Genomic DNA, 22,063 nt, shown 5'->3' with positions numbered 1-22,063 from the left:
GTATGTCACCCCATACCACGATGTACGACCGGATCCTCGTCCCGACGGACGGCTCCGAGGGCGTCGAGCGGGCCATCGAACACGCGGTCGACCTGGCAGCGGCCCACGGAGCGAGCGTCCACGCGGTGTACGTCGTCAACTCGGCGAGTTACGGCACCATCCCGATGGAGACGTCGTGGGAGGGGATCGCCGACGTGCTCCGGGACGAGGGCGAATCGGCGCTGGAGCGGGTCCGAACGCTGGCCGAGAACCGCGGCGTCGCCGTCGAGACGGCGCTGCTGGACGGTTCGCCGAGCAAGGAAATCGTCCGCTACGCCGAGGCCGAGGGCTGTGACCTGGTCGTGATGGGGACCCACGGCCGCGGCGGGATCGACCGCCTGCTGCTGGGGAGCGTCGCCGAGCGCGTCGTCCGCTCTGCCGACGTGCCCGTGCTGACGGTCCGGGTCAGCGGCGAGGGCGAGGAGCGACAGGAGCCGTCGATAGTCGAGGACGCGGAGGGGTAGCCTACTCCGGCCGGAGGTGTTCGCAGTCGCCGGCGTGAACGCGGCGCTCCCCGTCGTCGGTCGCGACCACCAGCGTCCCCGGCGGTTCCACGTCGACCGCCTCGCCGACTAGTTCGCCGCCCGGCGTCTCGACGCGGACCCGCTCGCCGAGCGTCAGCGCCGCCTCGCGCCACGCGTCAAGCACCGCGTCCGAGTCACCGAGCAGGTCGTGGAACGCCTCCAGCAGGCGCTGGACGAACGCGCGCCGCTCCACGTCGCCGACGCGCTCCCGCACGCTGGTCGCCGTCGCGGGGAGGTCGGCGGCGTCGACGTTGACGTTCACCCCGACCCCGACGACGACCCAGTTGACGCGGTCGGCCTCCCCCTCCATCTCCGTGAGGATCCCCGCTAGCTTCCGGCCGTCGTCGCGCGCCAGCACGTCGTTGGGCCACTTGATCCCGGCGTCGACGCCCGCCTCGCGGAGCGCGCGGGTCGTCGCCACCGCCGCCGCCAGCGTGACCACCGGGACGCCGGCGGGCGAGAGGGCGGGGCGGACGACGACGCTCGCCCAGACGCCGCCGCTCGGCGAGGTCCACTCGCGGTCGAGGCGGCCCTTGCTGTGGGTCTGCTCGTCGGCGAGCACGACCACCCCGTCCGCGCCCTCGTCGGCGAGTTCGCGGGCGCGGTCGTTCGTGCTGTCGACGGCGTCGTGGTACTCGACCTCGTAGGGCGCGTCCAGCCCGTACTCGACGGCCGCGCCGCCGTACTCCGGCACGCCGGCCAGCCGGTAGCCGCCGTCGCTCTCGACGTCGAACCCCGCCTCGCGGAGCGCCTCGACGTGTTTCCAGACGGCTGCCCGCGAGACGCCGATGCGGTCGGCGAGTTCGGGGCCGCCGACCGGCCCGTCGGCGAGCGCCCGCACCACCTCCCGGCGCGTGTCGTTCATGGCGGCGGCTACGCGCGTCCGCGACTTGAATGGCCCGAGAAGCGACCGGTCAGTCGTCCGCGGCCGGGTCCTCGCCGAGCCACTCGGCGGCCCAGTCCTCTATCTCCTCGAAGACGGGGCAGAGCGAATCCCCCTTCTCGGTGAGGCTGTAGTACGTCGCCACCGGCGCGTCCTCCTCCAGCCGGCGGGTGATGAAGCCAAGGTCGTTCAGGTCGTCGAGCACCCGCGACAGCGTCCGGGAGTTCGCGCCGGTCGAGCGCTTGAGTTCGTTGAACCGCTTCTCGCCCTCCCGCAGGTCGCTGAGGACGATCAGCCGCCACTGCGAGCCGATCTGTTCCAGCGACTCGACCACGTCGCAGGCGTCGGCGTTTTTCTCCTCCGCCGTGGGTGGCGTCTCCAGTGACATCCCTGTTACCTGCTTACCCCTCCGTCCGGGAACGACTAAAAGGTTCGCTATCGTACCAGGTAACGTAATGAAACTACGTTACGCGATGCAACTTCAGAACGGTTCGACGACCGCACGCGACGACCGGAGGGTGGCCTGATGGCGCTGGCGCTCTCCCCGGCGGGCGAGGTCCTGTTTCTCGCCGCGCGGGTGCTGTTCGGCGGCGTCCTCGCGTTCATGGGGCTCAACCACTTCACGGACGCCGAGTCGATGGCGGGTTACGCCGGCGCGAAGGGCGTCCCGGCCGCCGGGATCATGGTCCCGTTCACCGGCGGCATGCTGCTGGTCGGCGGCCTGCTGGTCGCGGCCGGAGCCTACCCGCTCGTCGGCGCGGGCGCGCTGGCCGCGTTCCTGCTCGTCGCCACGCCGAAGATGCACGACTTCTGGAACGCGGGGGACCCCCAGGAGCGACAGAACGAGACGATCAGTTTCCTCAAGAACGTCGGCCTGCTCGGCACCGCGCTTGCCTTCCTCGCGCTGAGCGCGGAGGCGTGGCCCTACGCCGTCGGCCTGTAACCCCGTTCGCCGGCGTCCGCGAATTTAACTGCCGTCGGTCCGACGTCCACGTATCGAATGATCGAGGTGACGGACTTCCGGAAGGAGTACGGCGGCTTCGTCGCGGTTGAGGGGAGCACGTTCACCGTCGAACCGGGCGAGGTGTTCGGCATCGTCGGCCCGAACGGGGCCGGCAAGACGACGACGCTGAAGGCCGTCGCCGGCCTGATCGAGCCGACCGCCGGCAGCCTCACCGTCGACGGCGGCGCGGCCGACGACCCCGAGACGCGCCGGAACCTCGGCTTCCTCCCCGAGGAGTCGCCGCTGTACGAGGAGATGACCGCCGACTCCTACCTCAACTTCTTCGCGGACCTGTACGACGTGCCCGGCGACGCCGCGGCCGAACGGATCGACGACGCGCTCGCCCGCCTCGAACTCGAACACCGCGACCGCCGCATCGGCGACATGTCGAAGGGGATGAAACGGAAGGTCGCCATCGCCCGGGCGCTGGTCAACGACCCGGACGTGCTCGTGTTCGACGAGCCGGCGAGCGGGCTGGACCCGCTGACGACCAACTACGTCATCGAGTTCACCCGCGAACTGAGCGAGGCGGGCAAGACCGTCCTGTTCAGCGCGCACAACCTCTACCACGTCGAGGAGGTGTGCGACCGCGTCGTCATCATGAACCGCGGGGAAGTCGTCGCGCGCGGCACCGTCGAGGGGATCCGCGACCGCCACGGGACGACCGAGTACCGCGTGTACACGACGGTGCCGGTCGAGGGGTCCGAGCCGGTCGACGACGCTGACGCCGACGCGGCCGAAACCGACGACCACCGGCGCCGCCACCGGTCCGTCGTCGCGGACATGGACGCCGTCGAGGCCGTCCGCGCCGACGCGCAGGCCGCGGGCGGCGAGGTGGTCGACATCCGCACCGACGAGCCGAGCCTGGAGGAGATATTCCTCGACGTGGCGGGTGAGGCCCCTGCGGACGCCGAGCGGGAGGCCGAGCCGTGACGCCGTCGAAGGTCCTCCGGATCGCACGCTGGGAGGTCAGCAAGAGCGCGGGCACGGTCGACCGGCGGACCGCCCTCCTGGCCGTTCTCGGCGTGGTCTTCGGCGCGCTGGTCGGCCCGGCGGTCGTCTCCGGCGGGCTGGCGCTGGACGAGGGGATCTACCGCGTCGGCGTCGCCGACGACAGCCCGTATCACGACGTGGTCGAGTCGACGCCGGCGTTCGCCCCCGGCGAGCCCTCCCGCGAGGCGCTGGCCGAGAACCGGATCGACCTGCTCGTCGCCGACGGGACCGTCCGGACGAATCCGGACACGCCGGCGAAAAGCGAGGCGGCGCTCGCGGAGTTCCGGTCGGCGATCGAGCGCTACAACGACGACGAACTGATGCGGGCCGAACCGGACCAGGATGCCGCGTTCCCCGTCGAGGTCGACCTCCGGTACGAGTCCCGGAGCGTCGCCCAGCCGGCCGTCGACGGCGGCGGGAGTACCGGCGACGGCACGGAAACGGACGACAGTACGGCCACCGACGGCGGGCCCGACGCCGGCGGCGGGACGACGGCCGACGGCGGCACGACCGACGGCACCGCCGGGGGCGGCGGTGACGGTACCGCGACGGGCGGAACGGAGGGCACCCCTTCCGGCTCCGACGACGGCGCGGTCCAGGCGCCGAACGTCGGCGGCGGGGTGTTCGGCGGCGGCGGCGACGGGACGCCCGGCGGCCTGAGCCCGCCGTTCCCGTTCGCGTCGCTCGTGCTCGCGTTCCTCTTCGTCGTGCCGATGAACTTCGTCGTGCAGGCGTACGGCTCGACGATCATGGACGAGCGGATCAACCGCCGCGGCGAACTCATGCTCGTCTCGCCGGTCACGCCGGGCGACATCGTCGCTGGCAAGACGCTGCCGTACCTCGCCGCGCTGCTCGCGGTCACCGTCGGCGTCGCCGCGGCGGTCGGCGGGGGCCCGCTCTCGGTGGCGGCGGTCGTCCCGCTGGCCCTGCTCTTTCTCGGCGCGACGTTCGTCGGCGCGATGTTCGCGCGGTCGTTCAAGGAACTCACGTTCGTCACGGTCACGATCAGCGTGTTCCTCACCGCCTACGCGTTCGTCCCGGCCATCTTCGCGGACGTGACGCCGATCGCGCTCATCTCGCCGCTGACGCTGGTCGTGTGGGATCTGGGCTCCCGGTCGGTCTCTGTCATGGAGTTCGCGTTCTCCGTCGGGCCGGCGCTGCTGACCGCGGTCCTGCTGTTCGTGCTCGGCGCGGGCGTCTACCGCGAGGAGGACATGTTCACCCAGCGCCCGGTCCACCTGAAGGCGCTCGACGCGCTGGCGACCCGGATCCGCCGCCCGCGGTCGGTCGGGCTCGTCACCGCGGCGGCGATCCCCTTCGTCTTCGTCGCGGAACTGCTGGCGGTGGCGCTGCTGTTCGCGCTCCCGCTCGACGCGTCGCTCCCGGTCCTGCTCGTCGCCATCGCCGTGATCGAGGAGGTCGCGAAGGGCGTCGGGAGCTACGCCGGGTTCGTCCACGCGCGATACGACCGCGGGCTCCGGACAGCGCTGGTCGTCGGCGCGTGCTCGGGCCTCGGCTTCTTCGCCGCCGAGAAGCTCACCGCCATCGTGCAGGCGGTCGGGCTCACGCAACTGGAACTGGGCCGCGCCGCCTTCGCCACGACGGCGGCGAGCGGGCCGTTCCTGCTCGTCGCGCTGCTCGCGCCGCTGGCGCTCCACGTCGTCACCGCGGGCATCTCCGCGGTCGGCGCGCGGCGCGGGCCGAAACGCTGGGCGGCGGCGACTGGCGTCGCCGTCATCATCCACGTCGCCTACAACGCGGCGGTGATCGGCGGTGTCTGACCCGCGCCTCGCGGTCGCCCGGCGGGAACTCGCCGCGCTGAAAAGCGAGAAGACGATCGTGCTCGCGCTGGCGATCCAGTTGTTCATCGCAGCGTTCTCGTCGTTCCTCGTCGTCGGCCTCGTCTCGCTGTACGACCCCGGCAACGTCGAGGGGTACAACCCGTCGGTCGGCGTCGCCGGCAACGCCAGCGACGACCTCGGCGCGGCCATCGACGAGGTCGGCGGCGTGACCGCCGTGGAGTACGACGCGGCCGGCGAGGCCGGGACGGCGTTCGCCGACGGGCGGGTCGACGCGACGCTCGTGGCGAATCGGACGGCGAACGGGACGGTGCGGGTGACGGCGACGGTGCCCGAGGAGAACCTCCGGACGACGGTGCTGGTGGTGAAGCTGCGCGACGTGCTGGAGCAACTGGAGCGGACGGAGCGGGACCGCCTGAGCCACCGCCTCGAACGCCAGCCGCTCGACCTGCCGGGGCGGGTCGCCGCCAGCCCGTACTTCGGCTTCACCTACACCGTACTCGTCCCGCTGTTGGTGTTCCTGCCGGTGTTCATTAGCGGGAGCGTCGCCGTCGACTCGCTGACCGAAGAGGTCCAGCAGGGGACGCTCGAACTCCTCCGGGTCGCGCCGCTCACGCTCCGCGACATCGTCGACGGGAAACTGGTCGCCGCGGCCGGGCTCGCGCCCGCCCAGGTCGCGCTGTGGCTCGGCCTGCTTGCGTTCAACGGCACGCGGATCGCCCACCCCGCGGCGCTGGTCGGCGTCGCGGCGGGCTTCTCGCTGGCCGTCGTCGCCGTCGGGCTCGGCATCGCCCTGCTCGCGCCCGACCGCCGGCAGGCGCAGTTGCTGTACTCCTCGGGCATCCTGCTGGTGTTCACCGCGGCGACGCTGCTGCCGGCGGCCCCGCCGAACGTTGTGGCGAAACTCGCCATCGGGAGCGCGACGACGCTCTCGTGGGTCGCGGCGGCCGGCTACGTCGCGCTCGGCGTCGTCTGCGTGGCCGTCGTCCGGGCGGCCGTCGGGCGGGCGAACCCCGAAAGCCTGTAACGGTCGCCCCCTCCCCCACGTTCTTGCGACGGGGGGCCGTACGCCGTCGCATGGAGTACACGACCCTCGGATCGACGGGCATGGAGGTCAGCCGGATCTGCCTCGGCTGCATGAGCTTCGGCACCAGCGACTGGCGCGAGTGGGTGCTGGACGAGGAGGAGAGCCTCGACGTGATCGACCGCGCCATGGACCTGGGGATCAACTTCTTCGACACCGCCAACATGTACTCCGAGGGGGAGAGCGAGCGCGTCCTCGGGACGGCCCTCGACGGCCGCCGGGACGAGGCCGTCGTCGCGACGAAGGGGTACTTCCAGATGGACGACGCAGACCCCAACTCCGGCGGCCTCTCGCGGAAGGCCATCGAGCAGGAACTGTCGAACAGCCTGGACAGGCTCGGGATGGACGCCGTCGACCTCTACCAGATCCACCGCTGGGACTACGACACGCCCATCGAGACGACGATGCGGGCGCTCTCCGACGCCGTCCGGCGCGGCCAGGTGCGCTACCTCGGCGCGAGTTCGATGTGGGTCCACCAGTTCGTCGACGCGCTGCGGGCCAGCGAGCGCCTCGGCCTGGAGCGGTTCGTCACGATGCAGAACCACTACAACCTGCTGTACCGCGAGGAGGAACGCGAGATGCTCCCGCTCTGCGAGAAGGAGGACGTGGGCGTGATCCCGTGGAGCCCGCTCGCCCGGGGCTACCTCACCCGGCCCCACGACGAGTTCGACGCGACGACCCGCGGCGAGACGGACGACTACGCCCGCGAACACCCCTACTTCGAGGGCGGCGGGGAGGCGGTCAACGAGCGCGTCGCGGACCTGGCCGACGACCACAACGCGACGATGGCCCAGATATCGCTCGCGTGGGTGCTCCACCAGGACGCCGTGGACGCGCCCATCGTCGGCACGACGAGCGTCGAACACCTGGAGGACGCCGTCGAGGCCGTCGAGATCACGCTGTCGGACGACGAACTCGACTACCTGGAGGAACCCTACGAGCCGGTCCGCGTCTCCGGCCACGAGTAGGGTAGTCGGCGGCGGAGCGTCCTACCCATTCCGCACGTCCTCGCTGACCCGCTGGACCGTGTCGTACTCCCCGTCGCCGTACGCGATGAATCGCACGTCACGCAGCGTCTCCGGGTCGTAGTCACGGATCGCCTCGCAGATGATCCGCGCGCCGTCCGCGAGGTCGAACCCGGCGACGCCGCAGCCAAGCGCCGGAAGCACGAGCGACTCGCAGCCGAGTTCGTCCGCGCGGCCGAGCGCGTTCCGGGTCGCGACGCGGATGCTTTCCTCGGTCGCCCGCCCGTCGCCGTAGTGTGGCATGGCCGCCGCGTGGATCACGTACTCGGCGTCGAGGTCGAACGCGTCCGTGACGGCGACCCCGCTCAGGTCGACCGGTCCCTGCTCCATCGCGGCCGCGTTGATGTCGCCCCCGGCAGCCCGGCGGAGCGCGCCGGCGACGCCGCTGCCCATCCGGAGGCTCGTCCCGGCGGCGTTGACGAGTGCGTCCGCGGACTGTGCGGCGATGTCGCCCTGCACGACGGTCCAGTCCATGCGTCCGCCTTCGTCCCGAGCCGCCGTAAAGCCCGACCCGCGTCCCGATGTCTTAGGTCGACCAAAACCCTTTTTGCTTTAGGCTCACCTAATCCCTCGTAATGGCAGCCCACGGCAGCACGGAAACCGAAGAAACGGCGACGGAGGCGGCCGAGGAGACGCTCGTGACGGCCTGCGAGACGCGTCCCGGCCGCGTCGTCTTCACCGAATCGGACAACAGCGACGCCTGGATAGCGACCGACCTGACGGTCGACCTCGAACGGTAACCGCGAAAAGGGTCCCGCCGCCCGCGATTCGTCCCCCGAGCGGTCGGTTACCAGTCCTTCAGCGAGTCGTCCTCGAGGTAGTGTTCGATGTGGTGGGCGTACTCCTCGGTCTCGACGAGGTGCTCGCGGAGCATCTCGGCGGTGGCGTAGTCGCCGAGGTTCTCGGCGAGTTCGACGTGGTCGCGCATCGTCTCGATGATGTCGCCGTACATCTCCAGGTCGTGTTTCAGCGACGTGCGGACGTCGTACACGTCCTCGCCCTCGGGTTCGACCGGCGCGGCCGCCTCAAGGTCCGACATGCCGCTGATGGGGACGCCGCCCAGCGCCTGCACGCGCTCGGCCTGCTCGTCGGCGGCCCGCTCGGCGACCTCGTAGGCCTCCTCCAAGAACTCGTGGAGCGGGAGGAACTCCGCGCCCTCGACGTTCCAGTGGTGCTTTTTCAGCTGGTGGTACAGCACGTACGACGCCGCCAGGTCCGTGTTCAGCGCGTCGATGATCTGTTCGGCCTTCTCCTCATCGATGCGGAGCGCGCTCTGCTCGACGGTGCCTGCCTCTCGACGGACTGACTTCTGAGTGCTCATGGTCACCTCTACGTACGCGGCGTACTCACTTAAAGATTGGTCACTCGGCAACTGTTTTTTGGGTTTCCCAAAAAATACATCTCCGTTCCTGTTCCAAAAGTCGCATGTCGCCGTTCCATCGCGGTAGAATTAACCCGGCGCTCGCGAACGGTCACCCATGGGCGTGATCGTGGAGTTCACGGTCGACGACGAATCCCTGCTCCTCCGGGATACCCTCTCCGAGGTGCCGTCGATGCGGCTGGAGATCGTCCAGGACACCGCGAGCCGCGACGGGCTGCCGATCTTCTACTTCTGGGCGACGGGGGGCGAGTACGGGGCGTTCGAGGCGGCGCTGGCCGACGACGAGAGCGTCGCCGACTACGAGTTGCTGGAGCGACTCGACGACAGGCGACTGTACCGGGTGAAATGCTCCCGGAACTCGTTTTACGACGCCTACCGCGAGGCCGCGGCGACCATGGACGACCTCGCCGCCGACGGCGACGGCTGGCACCTGCGGATGCGGTTCCCCGACCGCGAGTCGCTCCGGGAGTACCGCAGCATGTACGAGGAGGCGGGCGTCCAGATCACGGTCCACCGCCTGTTCGCCGACAGCGGCGGCCCCGGCGACGCGTTCGGGCTGACCGAGAAGCAACGCGAGGTGCTGACGCTTGCACACCGGCGCGGCTACTTCGCCCGCCCCCGCGAGGTAACGCTCGAGGAGCTCGCGGCCGAACTGGACGTCTCGCCGCAGGCCGTCTCCGCCACGATAGGGCGGGCGCTGGAGACGCTCGTCGGCGCGACCGTCGCGTCCGAGCCCGGGGGGAGGTAATAAAAGGTTGAACACGAAACCCGCCGATGCAGGTGACCGGGTCGGCTATGGAGAGCTAATGAACGCACCCGACGAGTCGATAGAAGCACTGATGGACGACGGAACCCCCGCCGAGTTCGAGAACCCCCACGGCGTCGTCGAACGGCGATACGACTCCGGGGACGGGTCGCCGAGCGAGGCCGTCGTCTACGCCGTCGCCGAGGCGGTCAACGTCGACCCGCTTGAACTGGACCCGCTTCACGGCACCGTCGACCCCGACGCGCTCGACGCCCTGTTCCGGAACGGCGACGACTCGACCCTCCTCTCCTTTTCGTACGGCGGTTGTGACGTGAGCGTTTCGGGCCAGGGGCGCGTGGTCGCCGCTCCGCAGCAGTAGCCGCGACCGACCGCCCCGCTGAAGTGGCGGCGCTCCGTACTCCGCCCGATGAACGTTCGCCGCGGCTTCGTCACGCAGGTCGGCATGGACGCGGAGCTGTTTTCCCGCGCCGCCGACGCGGGGTACGACTACGTGGAACTGATGCTCGACGGGGACTGGTCCCGCGAGGCGGTCGCAGCCGACCCCGCCCGCCTCCGCGACCCGCTCGACGAGCACGACCTCGACCTGCTCGTCCACCTACCGTTCGGCGGGTTCGACGTGGGGTCGCACCACCCGCACGTCCGGGAGGGAGCCGTCGAGGAACTGTCCGCCTGCCTCCGCACGGTAGGCGAGTTCGGCGCTGAGAAGGCGGTCCTCCACGCGGAGTCGAACGCCTGGACGCCGGCCGCGAGCGAGGACGAGCGGATCGGCCACGTCGTCGACTCCGTCCGCGAACTGGTCGACGTCGGCGAGTCGGCCGGGGTCGAGGTGTGCGCCGAGAACATCCCCCGGGCCACGCCCAGCGTCCACCAGTTCGACCGCCTGTTCGAGGCGACCGACGTCTCGATGACCGTCGACACCGGCCACGCGCGCATGGACGGCGTCGACGCCGGCGGGATCGCGTCTATCGTCGCCGACCGCCCCGGGCGCGTCTCCCACTTCCACCTCAACGACACGCGCGTCGCCGACGACGAGCACCTCCCCTACGGCGCGGGGACCATCGACTTCGACCGGATCTTCGACGCGCTCCGCGATGTCGACTGGACGGGGACGCTGTCGCTTGAGGTGTTCACGCTCGATTACGGCTACCTCGCGGAGAGCCTGGAACGGCTGGACGCCGACCTCGGCTGACGCCGACGCGCTCGCCGGGGCGGCGTCGCTGTCGGCAGGCCTTTGGGACCGAGCGCCGCAGTCCCCCGCATGACACACGACGTGCTCGTCGCGGGCGAGGCGCTCGTCGACTTCCTCCCTGAGAATCCCGGCGACCTGGACGCCGCCGAGGCGTTCGCGCGCCGGGCGGGCGGCGCGCCGGCCAACGTCGCGGCCGCGCTGGCGGCGCTCGACCGTCCGCCGCTGTTCTGGACGCGCGTCGGGGACGACCCCTTCGGCGACTTCCTCGTCCGGACGCTCGCCGAGCGCGGCGTCCCCGACGAGTTCGTCGAGCGCGACCCCGGCGCGAAGACGACGCTGTCGTTCGTGGCGCGCGACGCGGACGGCGACCGCTCCTTCTCGTTCTACCGCGACGGCACCGCCGACACGCGCATGCGGTCCGGAACGGTCCCGGACGGAAGGCTCGAAGCGGTGGAGTGGGTTCACCTCGGCGGCGTCGCGCTCGCGGCCGAGCCGTCGCGGTCGGCGACGCTGGACCTCGCGGAGCGCGCCGCGGCGGCCGGCTGTACCGTCTCGTTCGACCCCAACTACCGGCCCGAACTGTGGGGGAGCGAGGCGGAGTTCGCGACGGTCGCGGGCTGGGCGGCCGAGCACGCGGACGTGCTGACGGCGACGCCGGCGGAACTGCGCGCGATGGGCGCGGACGGCGACGGCCCCGAGGCGCTGGCCCGGAGCGCCCGCGGCTTTGGTCCGCACACCGTCCTGCTCACGCTCGGCGACGACGGCGCGCTCGCCGCGGCGGCCGACGACGCGCCGCGGCCCGGCGTCGAACGGCACGACGGCTACCCGGTCCACCCCGTCGACGCCACCGGCGCGGGCGACGCCTTCACCGCTGGGGCGATTGCTGCCCTCCTCGATGGCGAACCGCTTGGCGAAGCGATCGCGTTCGCCAACGCGGTCGCCGCCGCCGCGACGACCGCGACGGGGGCGATGGCGGCGCTGCCGGACCGCGAGCGCGTTCGGGAGATCCGCGGCCGGTAGGCGCTCCGATTGCGCTACCGGCCGAGCGGGCGGTCGGCCGCGGGGACCGCCCCGCGCCGACCCAGCGCCACGAGCGCCGCGCCGACGGCGATCAGGCCGGCGGCCACGCCGAACGCGGCGACGTAGCCCGCGGACGCCGCGATCCACCCGCCGAGTGCGCTGCCGACGCCGCCGCCGAAGTTCGACAGCGCGGCGTACGCCCCGAGCGCCTCGCCCCGGGCCTCGGACGGTGCCAGCCGCGTGACGACGCCCGTCGAGGTGACGGCGATCACCGCCCAGGTGACGCCGACGAACGCGAACAGCGGCGCCTGTGCGGCCACGGCTACGGGCGGCGCGAGCGCCACCCCGACGGCGGCGATGACGGGGAACGCGCCCGCCCGCCCGAGCAGCGCCGCGACCTGTAGCCGGCGGGCGTCCATCCGCGCCGAGAGGTCGCCGGCGCGGGCGTAGAACGCGGCCGACCCCGCGCTGGAGAGGACGAACAGCGCGAAGATCCCGTCGGTCGAGAACGACTCCGCGGTCAGGTAGGCCGGCAGCGGGCCGAAGAAAACCGAGAAGCCGACGAAACACAGCGTCAGCGCCGCGAGGTATGTCCCGAGCCGCGACCGGAACCGGCCCGTCAGCCGGTCGGGGCGCAGCGACCGCAGCGACCAGTACACCCGCGACGGGCCGAACGGCACCGCGCGGACCGTCCGGCCGCCCGTGCGCGAGAGGCGGCGGTACACCCGGCGGAAGCGCTCGGGGGACACCCGCGGGCGCTCGGGGTACCAGTAGCGGACGACGCCGAGCGCGACCGCCGTCGACGCCGCGCTGGCGAGGAAGAAGCTCCGCTGTGCGGCGACGGGCGAGGCGTCGGTCGCCGCGGCCGCCGCGCCGGTCCAGGCCGCCCCCGCCACGAGGCCGAGGAGCCAGCCGTACCCCTGGTAGTGGTTCAGCCGGCCGATCTCCCGCTCCCAGTCGGACTCGGGGACGCCGTCGACGACGATCAGGTTCAACACCGGCGCGGCCGCCGCCACGACGAACCACAGCGCCGCGTTGGCGACCAGCAGCGCGACCGGGTCCGACAGCAGCGGGACGACCGCGAGCACGCCCGCCGTGGCCGCGAGCGCGACGAGGACGAACACGCGCCGCCGGTCGGTGCGGGCGGCCAGCCGGCCCCACAGGATCGCGCCGGGGACGCCGGCGAACGCCGCGGTCGACGCCATCAGGCCGACCAGCAGCGGCCCGGCCCCCAGTTCGAGCGCGTACAGCGGTATCAGAAGCGACGCCGCGCCGACGGCGGCGTACCCCAGCCCCCAGCCGTACAGCCAGCGGTCGGTCACCGTCCACCCCCGCTCATCGTCCTCCCTCGGTCATCGTCCATGCATCGGCGCGGCGATACTTCACTCCCCCGCCGAAATCGCCGCGCTCGGATCGCTTTTGGTCCACGGGCGCGAGCCACGCGGTATGCACCCGAGCGCCGAGGCGTTCGCCGAGCGAGCGCGCGACGAGCACGGCCTGTCGGTTGACGTCACCGAGTTCCCGGAGGGGACCAAGACGGCGGCCGACGCGGCCGACGCCGTGGGCTGTGACGTGGCACAGATCGTCAAGAGCATCGTGATGAGCGCGGACGGCGACCACGTGGTCGCGCTCACGAGCGGCGCGAACCGCGTGAGCGAGCGCCGCCTCGCGGACCACTTCGAGGTGGCGGCCGACGCCGTCGAACCGGCGTCGCCGGGCGCGGTCAAGGAGGCGCTCGGCTGGTCCATCGGCGGCGTCCCGCCGGTGTGTCACGACCGGGACGTGCCGGTTGTGTTCGACCCGACGCTCGCGGACCACGACACGGTGTGGGCGGCGGCCGGCACGCCGGAGGCGGTGTTCCCGGCGGACCCGGAGCAGTTGCTCGCGACGGCCGACGCGACCGTCGTGGACGTCACCGAGTAGCGGGCGGCTCGCGCGACCGCCCGCCGGGGAACGGGCCGTCTCCGTCCCCCGGTTCTTCCCCCCGCGTTCCCGACAGGTGGGAAGAAGCGTACGTTTAATCCCCCGTCCCGTCGAACGTGCGAACGATGGGATCGTTATCGGCTCTGTTCGCGCCCGAAAGCGTCGCCGTCGTCGGCGCAACCGACCGCGAGGGGTCGGTCGGACGGGCGATCCTCACGAACTTACGCGACGACTTCGAGGGGCGTATCGTCCCGGTAAACCCCAGCCGGGAGTCCGTGCTGGGCTACGACTGCTACCCCGACGTGGGGAGCGTCCCCGACGGCCCGCCGGACCTGGCGGTCGTGGTCGTCCCGCCACACGTCGCCGTCAACGCCGTCGAGGAGGCCGGCGAGGCCGGCGTCGAGAACGTGGTCGTCATCACGGCCGGGTTCAGCGAGACCGGGAGCGAGGGCGCGGCTCGGGAGCGCGAACTCGTCGAGGTGGCCGAGTCCTACGACATGGCGCTCGTCGGCCCGAACAGCCTCGGCGTGATGAGCACGCCGGTCGGCATGAACGCCACGTTCGGCCCGGAGAACGCACAGGACGGGTCGCTCTCCTTCATGAGCCAGTCCGGGGCGTTCATCACCGCCGTGCTCGACTGGGCCAACGACCAGGACATCGGGTTCAAGGACGTCGTCTCGCTTGGCAACGAGGCCGTCGTCGACGAGACGGACCTGATCGAACACTGGGGCGACGACCCCGACACCGACGTCATCATCGGCTACCTCGAGGGGATCGACGACGGGCAGGAGTTCATCCGGACCGCCCGCGAGGTGACCGACGACACGCCGATCGTCCTCGTCAAGTCCGGCCGGACGGACGCCGGGGCGCAGGCGGCCTCCTCGCACACCGGCTCCATCGCCGGGAGCGACGAGGCCTACGAGGCGGGGCTGGAGCAGGCCGGCGTCCAGCGCGTCGAGACGGTGCAGGAACTGTTCGACTACGCCCGCGCGCTGTCGGGCCAGCCGCTGCCCGACCACGACGACGTGGCCGTCGTCACGAACGCCGGCGGCCCGGGCGTGATGGCGACCGACGCCATCGGCGACTCGTCGCTGTCGCTGGCGTCGTTCTCCGACGACACCATCGACGCGCTGGGGGAGGCGCTGCCCGACGGGGCGAACGTGTACAACCCCGTCGACACCATCGGCGACGCCGACGTCGACCGGTTCCGCGAGGCCATCGACCTGGCGCTCTCCGACGACGGCGTCGGCGCGGCCGTCGTCGTCTCCGCGCCGACGGCGGTGCTTTCCTTCGAGGAACTGGCCGACGCCGTCGTCGAACTGCAGGCCGAACACGAAAAGCCCGTCGTCGCCTGCCTCATGGGCGGGGAGAGCACCGAGGCCGCCGCCGACCGCCTCCGCGAGGGGGGCATCCCGAACTACTTCGACCCCGCGCGGGGCGTCCGGAGCCTCGATGCGCTCTCGGAGTACCGCGACGTCCGCGAGGGCTCCGTCGACGACCCGACGGCGTTCGACGTGGACCGCGAGCGCGCCCGGGAAGTCCTCTCGCGCGCGGAGGACCGCGGCGACAACCGCCTCGGCGTCGAGGCGATGGACCTGCTCGACGCCTACGGCATCCCGACGCCGGCCGGCGACGTGGTCGACTCGCCCGAGGACGCGGTCGCGGTCGCACACGACGTCGACGGCCCGGTCGTGATGAAGATCGTCAGCCCGGACATCCTGCACAAGTCCGACATCGGCGGCGTGAAGGTCGGCGTCGAGAACGAGGACGTGTACGACGCCTACGAGGACCTGGTCTCCCGCGCCCGGAACTACCAGCCGGACGCGGACATCCTCGGCGTGCAGGTCCAGGAGATGGTCGACCTGGACGAGGGGACCGAGACCATCGTCGGGATGAACCGGGACCCGCAGTTCGGCCCGCTCGTTCTCTTCGGTCTCGGCGGCATCTTCGTGGAGGTCATCGAGGACACGACGGTCCGGGTCGCCCCGCTGGGCCGCGACGAGGCCGAGGCGATGGTCGACGACATCGACGCCGCGCCGCTGCTGCGCGGCGCGCGCGGGCGGACGCCCGCCGACGAGGACGCCATCGTCGAGACGATCCAGCGGCTCTCGCAACTGGTCACCGACTTCCCGGCGATCCTCGAACTCGACATCAACCCGCTCGTCGCGGGGCCGGACGGCGTACAGGCGGTCGACATCAGGCTCACGGTAGACACGGAGGAACTATGACTCACACCACGCTCGTAACCTCGATCGAGGAGAGTACCGGCAAGACGGCCATCACGCTCGCGCTCGGCCTGCTGGCGCAGGACGGCGGCGAGTCGGTCGGCTACATGAAACCGAAGGGGACCCGCCTCGAGAGCAACGTCGGGAAGACGCTCGACGAGGACCCCATGCTCGCCCGCGAACTGTTCGGCACGGACGACGAGATGCACCAGATGGAGCCGATCGTCTACTCGCCGACGTTCGTCGAGCAGGCGATCCGCGGCCGCGAGGACCCCGACGACCTCCGCGAGATCGTCGCCGAGCAGTTCGAGGCGATCGCCGCCGACAGGGACCACGTGTTCGTCGAGGGCGGCGGCAGCCTCACGACCGGCGGCATCATCGGCCTGACCGACGACGAGGTCGCGGAACTGATCGACGCGCAGGTCGTCGTCGTGGCGACCTACGAGCGCCCCGAGGACGTCGACGACGTGCTCGCCGCGGCCGACCGCCTCGGCGACCGCCTCGGCGGCGTCGTGTTCAACCTCGTCGCCGACGCCGACCACGACGAACTGGAGCACGACGTCGTGCCGTTCCTCGAGGGGCGGGGCGTCCCGGTCCACGGCATCGTCCCGCGCAAGCAGGAACTGGCCGGCGTCACGGTCGGCGACCTGGCGGAGGAACTCGCCGCCGAGGTGATCACGGACGTGCCGACCGACGAGTTCGTCGAGCGGTTCAGCGTCGGCGCGATGAGCGCCGACGAGGCGCTCCGGCACTTCCGCCGGACGCGCGACGCCGCGGTGATCACCGGCGGCGACCGCTCGGACATCCACACGGCGGCGCTGGAAGCGCCGGGGATCAGGTGTCTGATCCTCACCGGCGGCCACCGCCCGCCGGGGGCCGTCGTCGGCAAGGCCGCGGACAAGGGCGTCCCCATCCTGCTGGTCCGGACCGACACGCTGACCACCGTCGACCGGGCGGAGGAGGTGGTGCGGTCCGGCCGCACCCGCGACGCCGGGACGGTCGAGGCGATGCGCGAACTCCTCTCGGACCACGCGGACGTCGAGGGCCTGCTCGGCCACTGACTGGGCGAACCCGCCTCCTCGGCCGTCCCCCCGCCAGCCCCGATCGCAAGCGATAGGGCCGCCCGAGCGGAACCGACGGGCATGCGCGCCGTCTACTTCAACCTCGATCTCACGCTCACCCGGATGGAGCGCCCGTTCGACGCGCTGGTCGTCGAGACGCTTCAGGAGGCCGGGATACCCGACCCGGAGATCGACGCCACGCGGCAGTCGAACCTGTTTTTCGACCGCTTTCTCGACCTCGAACCGGAACCGCTGGCCGGGGCCTACCGCGCGCACTTCGAGGAACTGGAGGCCGACCCCGACCTCACGCCGGAGGAGGCCGCCCGGTTCCAGAAGCAACTGGAGGTCGACGCCGTCCGGCCGGCCGTCGAGGACCTGCCCGGGCTGGTCGAGGCGGTGGCCGACGAGTTCGCCGTCGGCGTGCTGACCAGCGGCCTCCCCGACCTCCAGCGCGCGAAACTGGAGAAACTCGGGATCGACGACCTGCTTGACGACGTCGCTATCTCGTACGACCTCGACGCGACGAAGGAGAGCGGCGACCTGTTCGCCGCCGCCGCGGACCGCCTCGACGCGTCCGCCTACGCCTACGTCTCGAACCACGACTCCGACCGCGAGGCCGCCGCGGCCGCCGGCTGGGCGACTGTCGACGCCGACGCGGCCGAACTCGCGGACGCGCCAGTCGCCCGGATCCGCGACGCGACCGGCTGGTGACCCGCCGCCCGACGCTTTCCTTCTCCCGTTCGAAGCGATAGTGGGAGCTATGCCGGCGAGTATGTAACACCTCCACGGAGATAATTCAACAACTATTATGTAGGTCCACAATGCGTGTGGGGGTGTATGTCACATCACACTCGACGGAGTTTCGTCAAGCTGAGCGGCGCGGTTCTGGGCGGTATCGCCGCGGGGACGACGGTGACGGCGGCGACGGCGTCGGACCGATATCTGGTGGACACACGTGGAAACGTCGACCTGTCGGGCGTCGAGGTGGTACACGACCTCCGGGCGGTCGACCTGGCGGTGGTCCGGGGCGAGCGCGAGGCGGTCGAGGGGACGTCGTTCGCCCCGGACCTGACGATGGCCCTCGACGACCCCGTCCACCGGGAAGCGGCGGAGCCGGCGAGCGCGGTCGACGAACCGCTGTACGGCCTGCAGTGGGACAAGCGGGACCAGAACCTCGCGGCGGTCCACGAGGTGACGCGCGGCGACGGGGCGCGCGTGGCGGTCATCGACTCCGGGGTGCTGGAGACCCACCCCGACCTCGCGGGGCCGCTGAACGTCGACCTCTCGCGGAACTTCACGGACGACGGGGGCGACCACAACCCGGTCGGGGACGACCACGGTACCCACGTCGCCGGCACCATCGCGGCCGACGACACGAACGGCGTCGGCGTCACCGGCACCGCGCCGGGGGCTGAACTCGTCGACTGTCGCGTGTTCGCCGCCGAGGGCGGCGCGGCGTTCGGCGACATCCTCGCCGCGGTCGTCTACAGCGCCGAGGTCGGCTGTGACGCCGCGAACCTGAGCCTCGGCGCGTACCCCGTGCCGCGGGGGGCCAACGGCGAGTTCTACGGCAAGGTCCTCAATCGGACGATGACGCACGCGAACAGGCAGGGGACGCTGATCGTCGCCGCCGCCGGCAACGACGGCGCGGACCTCCAGCACGACGGGAGCGTGATCAGCCTCCCGAACGAGGGGGCACAGGGGTTCAGCGTCGCCGCCACCGGCCCGATCGGCTTCGGCTGGGGCGAGGACGGGCTCGAATCCCCGACCCACAGCCCCGCGTACTACACCAACTACGGCACGAACGCGATCGACGTGGCCGCGCCCGGCGGCGACGTCGACCGGGACGCGACTGGCTCGGACCAACCCTGGTTCAATGACCTCGTGTTGAGCACCACCTTCTCGGACGACGCCGACGGGCTGACCCCCTCGTACGGCTGGAAGGCGGGTACGAGCATGGCGGCCCCGCAGGTCGCGGGCGCGGCGGCACTGGTCAAAAGCGTCAACCCCGACTACAGCGCCAATCAGGTCGACGCCGCGCTTCGCAGGACCGCGTCGGTCCCGGACGGCTACGACAGGGCTTACTACGGGGCCGGCTACCTCGACCCGCTCGCGGCCGTTCGGGACTGACCGAGGCGCGCGAGCGCCGCCGCCGTCGCGGCGAGCGCGGCCCGGTGGACGGCGAGCAGGAACGCCACCGCGACGACGATGGTCGCGCCCGCCTCGACCGTCGGGAGGATACCGAGCGAGACGATGAGCGTGGTCGCGCAGGCCGGTGGGTGGTTCGTGTCGGTCGCCTGCATCCCGACGGCGGTCAGCGTCACCGCGAGCGCCGCGGCCGCCGCCAGGCCGAGCGTCGCGGCCGAGAACGGCTGGAACCCGCCCGTCATCGCCGTGCCGGGAGCGACGACCCGGGAGGAGACCAACCCGGCGGCGACGCCGACCGCGTGCCCGCCGGCCACGCGGTGCGGTGCGACCGTCGGCCCGCGCCGGACCTTCGCGAGCAGGTAGGCCGACGGTCCGAGGCTCGGGAACACGAACGGCTCACCCGTCGCCCACGCGACCGCGCCGAGGGGCACGAGCAACAGCCCCGCGTACGCGCTCGTGACGGCGCCGCGCCTGTCCATACCCGGGGTTACCGGTCGTGGTTGAAGAGGACACTGGCTCGGCGGCCGACGGTCCGAAAAAGTGGTTGGAGCCACCGAACGAGGTCGCCCTCGTTTTCGGCCGACCCGGGCAAGTCGGCCGGTAGTTGCCGGATGTCAGAGGCACCCCGGCGTGTAACTGGATCCGGTTCCTGTCTAATAACATCACCCCTCGCACACTCGTTCACGGACTGATAGGTGCTATATAGATGTTTGGCTCGGAGTAATACTCGTGGGGCGACCGGACGCGCCGGCCGCGGCGCGTGGCGGGGTCCCGTCTGACTAACAATTAAGGCACGCCCAGCCGTCCCTTCCCGCATGGACGACACTCCGCAGGAGATAACGGCTCTCGTCGGACGGGAGGTGTACTCGAAGGGCGGCGTCTACGTCGGCGAGATCGAGGACGTTCGGCTCGACCTGGACGCCGAGGTGGTCACCGGCCTCGCGCTCCACCAGTTGAACGGCGACCTGTTCGCCGGCATCGAGAACGGTGCCCGCGGCGTCATCATCCCGTACCGCTGGGTGCAGGCGGTCGGCGACGTCGTGCTCATCAACGACGTGGTCGAGCGGATCCGGCGGCCCGACGACGACGAGGAGGAAGAGGCGGTCGTCTAGGAGCCGTTCGAACTCTCGCCGCTCTCGACGCCCATCGCGTCGAACAGTTTCCGTTTCACCGCCTCCTCGGTGAGCTGGAGCAGCGTGTCCCGGTTCTCCTCGTTGGTCTCGATGCCGGTGAAGATGCCGAGCGGTATCTCGGCGCTGGCCTGCGTCGAGTGGCCCGCCGCCTCGCCGATCTCCGCGTAGGCGTCGCCGAGCACCTTCCCGATGTTCATGCGGATGTCCTTCGAGCGCGCCGCGAGGTAGATGGTGTCGTCGGCGATGCCGAAGACGGCCGTCGTCGTGATCCCCTCCAGGTTGAGGAGGTGCTGGGCGGCCTGGGCCAGCGCGTCGCGGTCGCGGATGAACCCGGCGTTCGAGACGAGGTGACTCCCCTGTACCTCCCGGTTCGTGATGGCCTCGGCGAGCACGTCCAGCGTCTCGGGTGACATGCTCGGCGACTCCACCTGCTCCAGCGTGTCGTGGTTGGCGAAGGGGTAGAGGTACGCCGCGGCCGTCAGGTCCGCCGGCGTCGTGTCGCGCTTGAAGTCCAGCGTCTCCGCGCGGATGCCGTACAGGAGGGCGGTGGCGACTTCCTCGCCGACGTTCATGTCGAATTCCTGTATGTACTTCGTCATGATCGTCGACGTCGAGGACATGTTCGGGCGCACGTCGACGAAGTCGGCGTCGTGGTCCTCGTCCGGCTCGTAGTGGTCGATGAGCACGTCGACCGTCAGGTCGAAGCTCTCCTCGGAGGCCTTCGTGTGGTCGACCAGCGCGACCGTGTCGTAGACGCCGACGTCCTCGACCTGGTTCCAGTCGTGGAGCTCGATCCCCAGCAGGTTCACGAACGCGCGGTTCTCCTGGTGGCCGATGTCGCCGAGATAGAGGATGTCCGCCTCGACGCCGAGGTGTTCGGCGATCGCCTGGAGCGCGGCGGCGCTGGCGATGGAGTCGGGGTCGGGGTTGTCGTGGGTGATGATGGCCACGCGCTCGTCGGTCGCCGACAGCACGTCGCCGAGCTGGCGGGCCTTGTACTCCAGTTCGCCCGTCTCCAGCGACCGGAGCGCGGAGTCGGCGATGACCGCCGAGGGGTTGATCACGTGGTCGGCCCCGAGCTCGCGCAGCTCGTCGCTGGACACCGGGTCGCTCGCGCGCACGATCACGTACTGGTCGCTCTCGCGCTTGCGGATGTTCTCGACCGCCGCCTTGTTGGCCTCCACGTCGGAGGACATGATGAGGACGACGTCCCGTCCGCCGATGCTCTCGGCGACGGATTCCTCGGTGATGTCGTCCTGCTGGGCGTTGAGATCTTGGTCACGCAGGGCCTCGACGCGTCCCTCGTCCTTGTCGATGATGAGCACGTCCTTCCCCTGATCGACGAGTTCCTCGGCGACGGCGTGGCCGACGCTGCCACAGCCGAGGATGGCGTACGTCGATATCGAGGAGATAGCGACCCCGGTGTTCATTTGCGGTTCAGTTACCGGGGGTGATACTTAACGGTCCCGAACACTCCGTCTCCCCGGACGTTCGGTCGGAAACGCCCTCGAAGTCCGCCGGTTCCCCGGAGGCCGCCCGCCTCCCCGGTCCGGCGTGTGTGTGTCGCCACGCCGCGAGCGCTCCGCGGGTTTCACTTACACTCCGGTCTCCGTCGGAACCGGATCGGTTTTGTGGCTCGACGCGATTCGCCAGGGTACGACCCGACGGCCGCCCCGCGGCCGTCGAACCGACCCATGATATTCGACAAACTCACCCGGTTGCTCGCCGACGCCCCGACGGTCGTCCGCGAATGTCGACGCTGCGGTGCGTCGCTCGACACGGACGCGGACCGCTGCCCGGAGTGTGGCTCCGGGGAGTCGGCCCGCTTCGAGATCAGCTAGTGCCGCCCTCGCCACCCTCCCCGACT

Annotated in this window: 25 protein-coding genes; 18 read left to right on the top strand and 7 right to left on the bottom strand. The window is 71.1% G+C overall.

What is annotated here, in order from left to right; genetic code table 11:
* Positions 1–2: 2 nt before the first annotated feature.
* Complete coding sequence (locus tag EYW40_RS14930; RefSeq protein ID WP_375137158.1) at positions 3–503, top strand: universal stress protein; 501 nt, start codon at positions 3–5, stop codon at positions 501–503.
* Position 504: 1 nt separating this feature from the next.
* Here the strand turns inward: EYW40_RS14930 and EYW40_RS14925 are convergent, their stop codons facing one another.
* Both EYW40_RS14925 and EYW40_RS14920 read right to left on the bottom strand, forming a co-directional pair.
* Entirely contained in the window at positions 505–1,428 is a 924-nt protein-coding gene (locus EYW40_RS14925; RefSeq protein ID WP_135822460.1) for a biotin--[acetyl-CoA-carboxylase] ligase, read from the bottom strand.
* Positions 1,429–1,477: 49 nt separating this feature from the next.
* Positions 1,478–1,834: a winged helix-turn-helix transcriptional regulator gene (locus EYW40_RS14920; protein WP_135822459.1), complete on the bottom strand. Its 357-nt coding sequence runs from the start codon at positions 1,832–1,834 to the stop codon at positions 1,478–1,480.
* 138 nt (positions 1,835–1,972) lie between these two features.
* Between EYW40_RS14920 and EYW40_RS14915 the strand changes: the two genes are divergently transcribed.
* Genes EYW40_RS14915 through EYW40_RS14895 form a run of 5 tightly spaced genes read left to right on the top strand, consistent with a single transcriptional unit; the run spans position 1,973 to position 7,293 of the window.
* A complete protein-coding gene (locus tag EYW40_RS14915; protein ID WP_135822458.1) occupies positions 1,973–2,389 on the top strand; it encodes a DoxX family protein in 417 nt (138 codons plus the stop codon).
* Positions 2,390–2,446: 57 nt separating this feature from the next.
* Positions 2,447–3,382, top strand: a complete 936-nt coding sequence (locus EYW40_RS14910) for an ABC transporter ATP-binding protein (protein WP_135822457.1) — start codon at positions 2,447–2,449, stop codon at positions 3,380–3,382.
* Entirely contained in the window at positions 3,379–5,223 is a 1,845-nt protein-coding gene (locus EYW40_RS14905; protein WP_135822456.1) for an ABC transporter permease family protein, read from the top strand. The genes EYW40_RS14910 and EYW40_RS14905 overlap by 4 nt, the downstream gene beginning before the upstream one ends.
* Positions 5,216–6,268, top strand: a complete 1,053-nt coding sequence (locus EYW40_RS14900) for an ABC transporter permease (protein ID WP_135822455.1) — start codon at positions 5,216–5,218, stop codon at positions 6,266–6,268. Before EYW40_RS14905 ends, EYW40_RS14900 begins: the two co-directional genes overlap by 8 nt.
* A 50-nt stretch (positions 6,269–6,318) precedes the next feature.
* Positions 6,319–7,293 (top strand): aldo/keto reductase, encoded by a 975-nt coding sequence (locus EYW40_RS14895; RefSeq protein WP_135822454.1) that lies wholly within the window; start codon positions 6,319–6,321, stop codon positions 7,291–7,293.
* 21 nt (positions 7,294–7,314) lie between these two features.
* On the opposite strand, the gene EYW40_RS14890 is transcribed toward EYW40_RS14895, so the two are convergent.
* Positions 7,315–7,824 (bottom strand): macro domain-containing protein, encoded by a 510-nt coding sequence (locus EYW40_RS14890; RefSeq protein WP_135822453.1) that lies wholly within the window; start codon positions 7,822–7,824, stop codon positions 7,315–7,317.
* 101 nt (positions 7,825–7,925) lie between these two features.
* Between EYW40_RS14890 and EYW40_RS20050 the strand changes: the two genes are divergently transcribed.
* Positions 7,926–8,090 (top strand): DUF7331 family protein, encoded by a 165-nt coding sequence (locus tag EYW40_RS20050; protein WP_202614563.1) that lies wholly within the window; start codon positions 7,926–7,928, stop codon positions 8,088–8,090.
* Between the two features lie 47 nt (positions 8,091–8,137).
* On the opposite strand, the gene dpsA is transcribed toward EYW40_RS20050, so the two are convergent.
* On the bottom strand, positions 8,138–8,671 hold the full coding sequence (gene dpsA, locus EYW40_RS14885) for a DNA starvation/stationary phase protection protein DpsA (RefSeq protein ID WP_135822452.1): 534 nt from the start codon (positions 8,669–8,671) through the stop codon (positions 8,138–8,140).
* A gap of 157 nt (positions 8,672–8,828) precedes the next feature.
* On the opposite strand from dpsA, the gene EYW40_RS14880 reads away from it, so the two are divergent.
* The 4 genes from EYW40_RS14880 (at position 8,829) to EYW40_RS14865 (ending at position 11,706) form a co-directional block, all read left to right on the top strand.
* Positions 8,829–9,479 (top strand): helix-turn-helix domain-containing protein, encoded by a 651-nt coding sequence (locus EYW40_RS14880; protein ID WP_135822451.1) that lies wholly within the window; start codon positions 8,829–8,831, stop codon positions 9,477–9,479.
* Positions 9,480–9,537: 58 nt separating this feature from the next.
* On the top strand, positions 9,538–9,855 hold the full coding sequence (locus EYW40_RS14875) for a DdfA family disk-determining factor (RefSeq protein WP_202614562.1): 318 nt from the start codon (positions 9,538–9,540) through the stop codon (positions 9,853–9,855).
* 48 nt (positions 9,856–9,903) lie between these two features.
* The gene (locus EYW40_RS14870) at positions 9,904–10,686 is read left to right on the top strand and encodes a sugar phosphate isomerase/epimerase family protein (RefSeq protein ID WP_135822450.1); all 783 of its coding nucleotides are present in this window, start codon (positions 9,904–9,906) and stop codon (positions 10,684–10,686) included.
* A 69-nt stretch (positions 10,687–10,755) separates the two neighbouring features.
* A complete protein-coding gene (locus tag EYW40_RS14865) occupies positions 10,756–11,706 on the top strand; it encodes a carbohydrate kinase family protein (protein WP_135822449.1) in 951 nt (316 codons plus the stop codon).
* 14 nt (positions 11,707–11,720) lie between these two features.
* Here the strand turns inward: EYW40_RS14865 and EYW40_RS14860 are convergent, their stop codons facing one another.
* Entirely contained in the window at positions 11,721–13,028 is a 1,308-nt protein-coding gene (locus EYW40_RS14860; RefSeq protein ID WP_135822448.1) for an MFS transporter, read from the bottom strand.
* A gap of 124 nt (positions 13,029–13,152) precedes the next feature.
* Between EYW40_RS14860 and EYW40_RS14855 the strand changes: the two genes are divergently transcribed.
* From EYW40_RS14855 to EYW40_RS14835, 5 genes are all read left to right on the top strand, one after another.
* Positions 13,153–13,629, top strand: coding sequence for a YbaK/EbsC family protein (locus EYW40_RS14855; RefSeq protein ID WP_135822447.1), 477 nt, complete (start codon positions 13,153–13,155; stop codon positions 13,627–13,629).
* Positions 13,630–13,754: 125 nt separating this feature from the next.
* A complete protein-coding gene (gene acs, locus EYW40_RS14850) occupies positions 13,755–15,857 on the top strand; it encodes an acetate--CoA ligase alpha subunit (protein ID WP_135822446.1) in 2,103 nt (700 codons plus the stop codon).
* Entirely contained in the window at positions 15,854–16,915 is a 1,062-nt protein-coding gene (locus tag EYW40_RS14845) for a phosphotransacetylase family protein (RefSeq protein WP_135822445.1), read from the top strand. The genes acs and EYW40_RS14845 overlap by 4 nt, the downstream gene beginning before the upstream one ends.
* Positions 16,916–16,996: 81 nt before the next feature.
* Positions 16,997–17,626: an HAD family hydrolase gene (locus EYW40_RS14840; RefSeq protein WP_135822444.1), complete on the top strand. Its 630-nt coding sequence runs from the start codon at positions 16,997–16,999 to the stop codon at positions 17,624–17,626.
* A gap of 126 nt (positions 17,627–17,752) precedes the next feature.
* Complete coding sequence (locus EYW40_RS14835) at positions 17,753–19,045, top strand: S8 family peptidase (protein ID WP_135822443.1); 1,293 nt, start codon at positions 17,753–17,755, stop codon at positions 19,043–19,045.
* Here EYW40_RS14835 and EYW40_RS14830 read toward each other — a convergent pair.
* On the bottom strand, positions 19,012–19,542 hold the full coding sequence (locus EYW40_RS14830; RefSeq protein ID WP_135822442.1) for an HPP family protein: 531 nt from the start codon (positions 19,540–19,542) through the stop codon (positions 19,012–19,014). The two genes, EYW40_RS14835 and EYW40_RS14830, sit on opposite strands and share 34 nt — an antisense overlap.
* A gap of 336 nt (positions 19,543–19,878) precedes the next feature.
* Between EYW40_RS14830 and EYW40_RS14825 the strand changes: the two genes are divergently transcribed.
* Positions 19,879–20,175 carry a PRC-barrel domain-containing protein gene (locus tag EYW40_RS14825; protein ID WP_135822441.1) on the top strand — a complete coding sequence of 99 codons (297 nt, stop codon included), beginning with the start codon at positions 19,879–19,881 and terminating at the stop codon, positions 20,173–20,175.
* On the opposite strand, the gene EYW40_RS14820 is transcribed toward EYW40_RS14825, so the two are convergent.
* Positions 20,172–21,626 carry a DHH family phosphoesterase gene (locus tag EYW40_RS14820; RefSeq protein ID WP_135822440.1) on the bottom strand — a complete coding sequence of 485 codons (1,455 nt, stop codon included), beginning with the start codon at positions 21,624–21,626 and terminating at the stop codon, positions 20,172–20,174. The genes EYW40_RS14825 and EYW40_RS14820 overlap by 4 nt on opposite strands.
* Before the next feature lie 264 nt (positions 21,627–21,890).
* On the opposite strand from EYW40_RS14820, the gene EYW40_RS20045 reads away from it, so the two are divergent.
* On the top strand, positions 21,891–22,037 hold the full coding sequence (locus EYW40_RS20045; protein WP_202614561.1) for a hypothetical protein: 147 nt from the start codon (positions 21,891–21,893) through the stop codon (positions 22,035–22,037).
* Positions 22,038–22,063: the final 26 nt, after the last annotated feature.

The organism is Halostella litorea (assembly GCF_004785955.1).
Taxonomy (GTDB): Archaea; Halobacteriota; Halobacteria; order Halobacteriales; family Natronoarchaeaceae; genus Halostella; species Halostella litorea.
The sequence above is the reverse complement of the archived record's forward strand: the minus strand, read 5'-3'. Positions and strand labels throughout refer to the sequence as shown.

Bases quoted from the DNA above. Each gene is read 5' to 3' on its own strand.
- EYW40_RS14830 (WP_135822442.1), bottom strand. From the start codon at position 19,542: ATGGACAGGCGCGGCGCCGTCACGAGCGCGTACGCGGGGCTGTTGCTC.
- EYW40_RS14880 (WP_135822451.1), top strand. From the start codon at position 8,829: ATGGGCGTGATCGTGGAGTTCACGGTCGACGACGAATCCCTGCTCCTC.
- EYW40_RS14855 (WP_135822447.1), top strand. From the start codon at position 13,153: ATGCACCCGAGCGCCGAGGCGTTCGCCGAGCGAGCGCGCGACGAGCAC.
- EYW40_RS14845 (WP_135822445.1), top strand. From the start codon at position 15,854: ATGACTCACACCACGCTCGTAACCTCGATCGAGGAGAGTACCGGCAAG.
- EYW40_RS14930 (WP_375137158.1), top strand. From the start codon at position 3: ATGTCACCCCATACCACGATGTACGACCGGATCCTCGTCCCGACGGAC.
- EYW40_RS14925 (WP_135822460.1), bottom strand. From the start codon at position 1,428: ATGAACGACACGCGCCGGGAGGTGGTGCGGGCGCTCGCCGACGGGCCG.
- EYW40_RS14870 (WP_135822450.1), top strand. From the start codon at position 9,904: ATGAACGTTCGCCGCGGCTTCGTCACGCAGGTCGGCATGGACGCGGAG.
- EYW40_RS14835 (WP_135822443.1), top strand. From the start codon at position 17,753: ATGTCACATCACACTCGACGGAGTTTCGTCAAGCTGAGCGGCGCGGTT.
- EYW40_RS14875 (WP_202614562.1), top strand. From the start codon at position 9,538: ATGAACGCACCCGACGAGTCGATAGAAGCACTGATGGACGACGGAACC.
- EYW40_RS14895 (WP_135822454.1), top strand. From the start codon at position 6,319: ATGGAGTACACGACCCTCGGATCGACGGGCATGGAGGTCAGCCGGATC.
- dpsA (WP_135822452.1), bottom strand. From the start codon at position 8,671: ATGAGCACTCAGAAGTCAGTCCGTCGAGAGGCAGGCACCGTCGAGCAG.
- EYW40_RS14910 (WP_135822457.1), top strand. From the start codon at position 2,447: ATGATCGAGGTGACGGACTTCCGGAAGGAGTACGGCGGCTTCGTCGCG.
- EYW40_RS20045 (WP_202614561.1), top strand. From the start codon at position 21,891: ATGATATTCGACAAACTCACCCGGTTGCTCGCCGACGCCCCGACGGTC.
- EYW40_RS14915 (WP_135822458.1), top strand. From the start codon at position 1,973: ATGGCGCTGGCGCTCTCCCCGGCGGGCGAGGTCCTGTTTCTCGCCGCG.
- EYW40_RS20050 (WP_202614563.1), top strand. From the start codon at position 7,926: ATGGCAGCCCACGGCAGCACGGAAACCGAAGAAACGGCGACGGAGGCG.
- acs (WP_135822446.1), top strand. From the start codon at position 13,755: ATGGGATCGTTATCGGCTCTGTTCGCGCCCGAAAGCGTCGCCGTCGTC.
- EYW40_RS14920 (WP_135822459.1), bottom strand. From the start codon at position 1,834: ATGTCACTGGAGACGCCACCCACGGCGGAGGAGAAAAACGCCGACGCC.
- EYW40_RS14865 (WP_135822449.1), top strand. From the start codon at position 10,756: ATGACACACGACGTGCTCGTCGCGGGCGAGGCGCTCGTCGACTTCCTC.
- EYW40_RS14890 (WP_135822453.1), bottom strand. From the start codon at position 7,824: ATGGACTGGACCGTCGTGCAGGGCGACATCGCCGCACAGTCCGCGGAC.
- EYW40_RS14825 (WP_135822441.1), top strand. From the start codon at position 19,879: ATGGACGACACTCCGCAGGAGATAACGGCTCTCGTCGGACGGGAGGTG.
- EYW40_RS14840 (WP_135822444.1), top strand. From the start codon at position 16,997: ATGCGCGCCGTCTACTTCAACCTCGATCTCACGCTCACCCGGATGGAG.
- EYW40_RS14820 (WP_135822440.1), bottom strand. From the start codon at position 21,626: ATGAACACCGGGGTCGCTATCTCCTCGATATCGACGTACGCCATCCTC.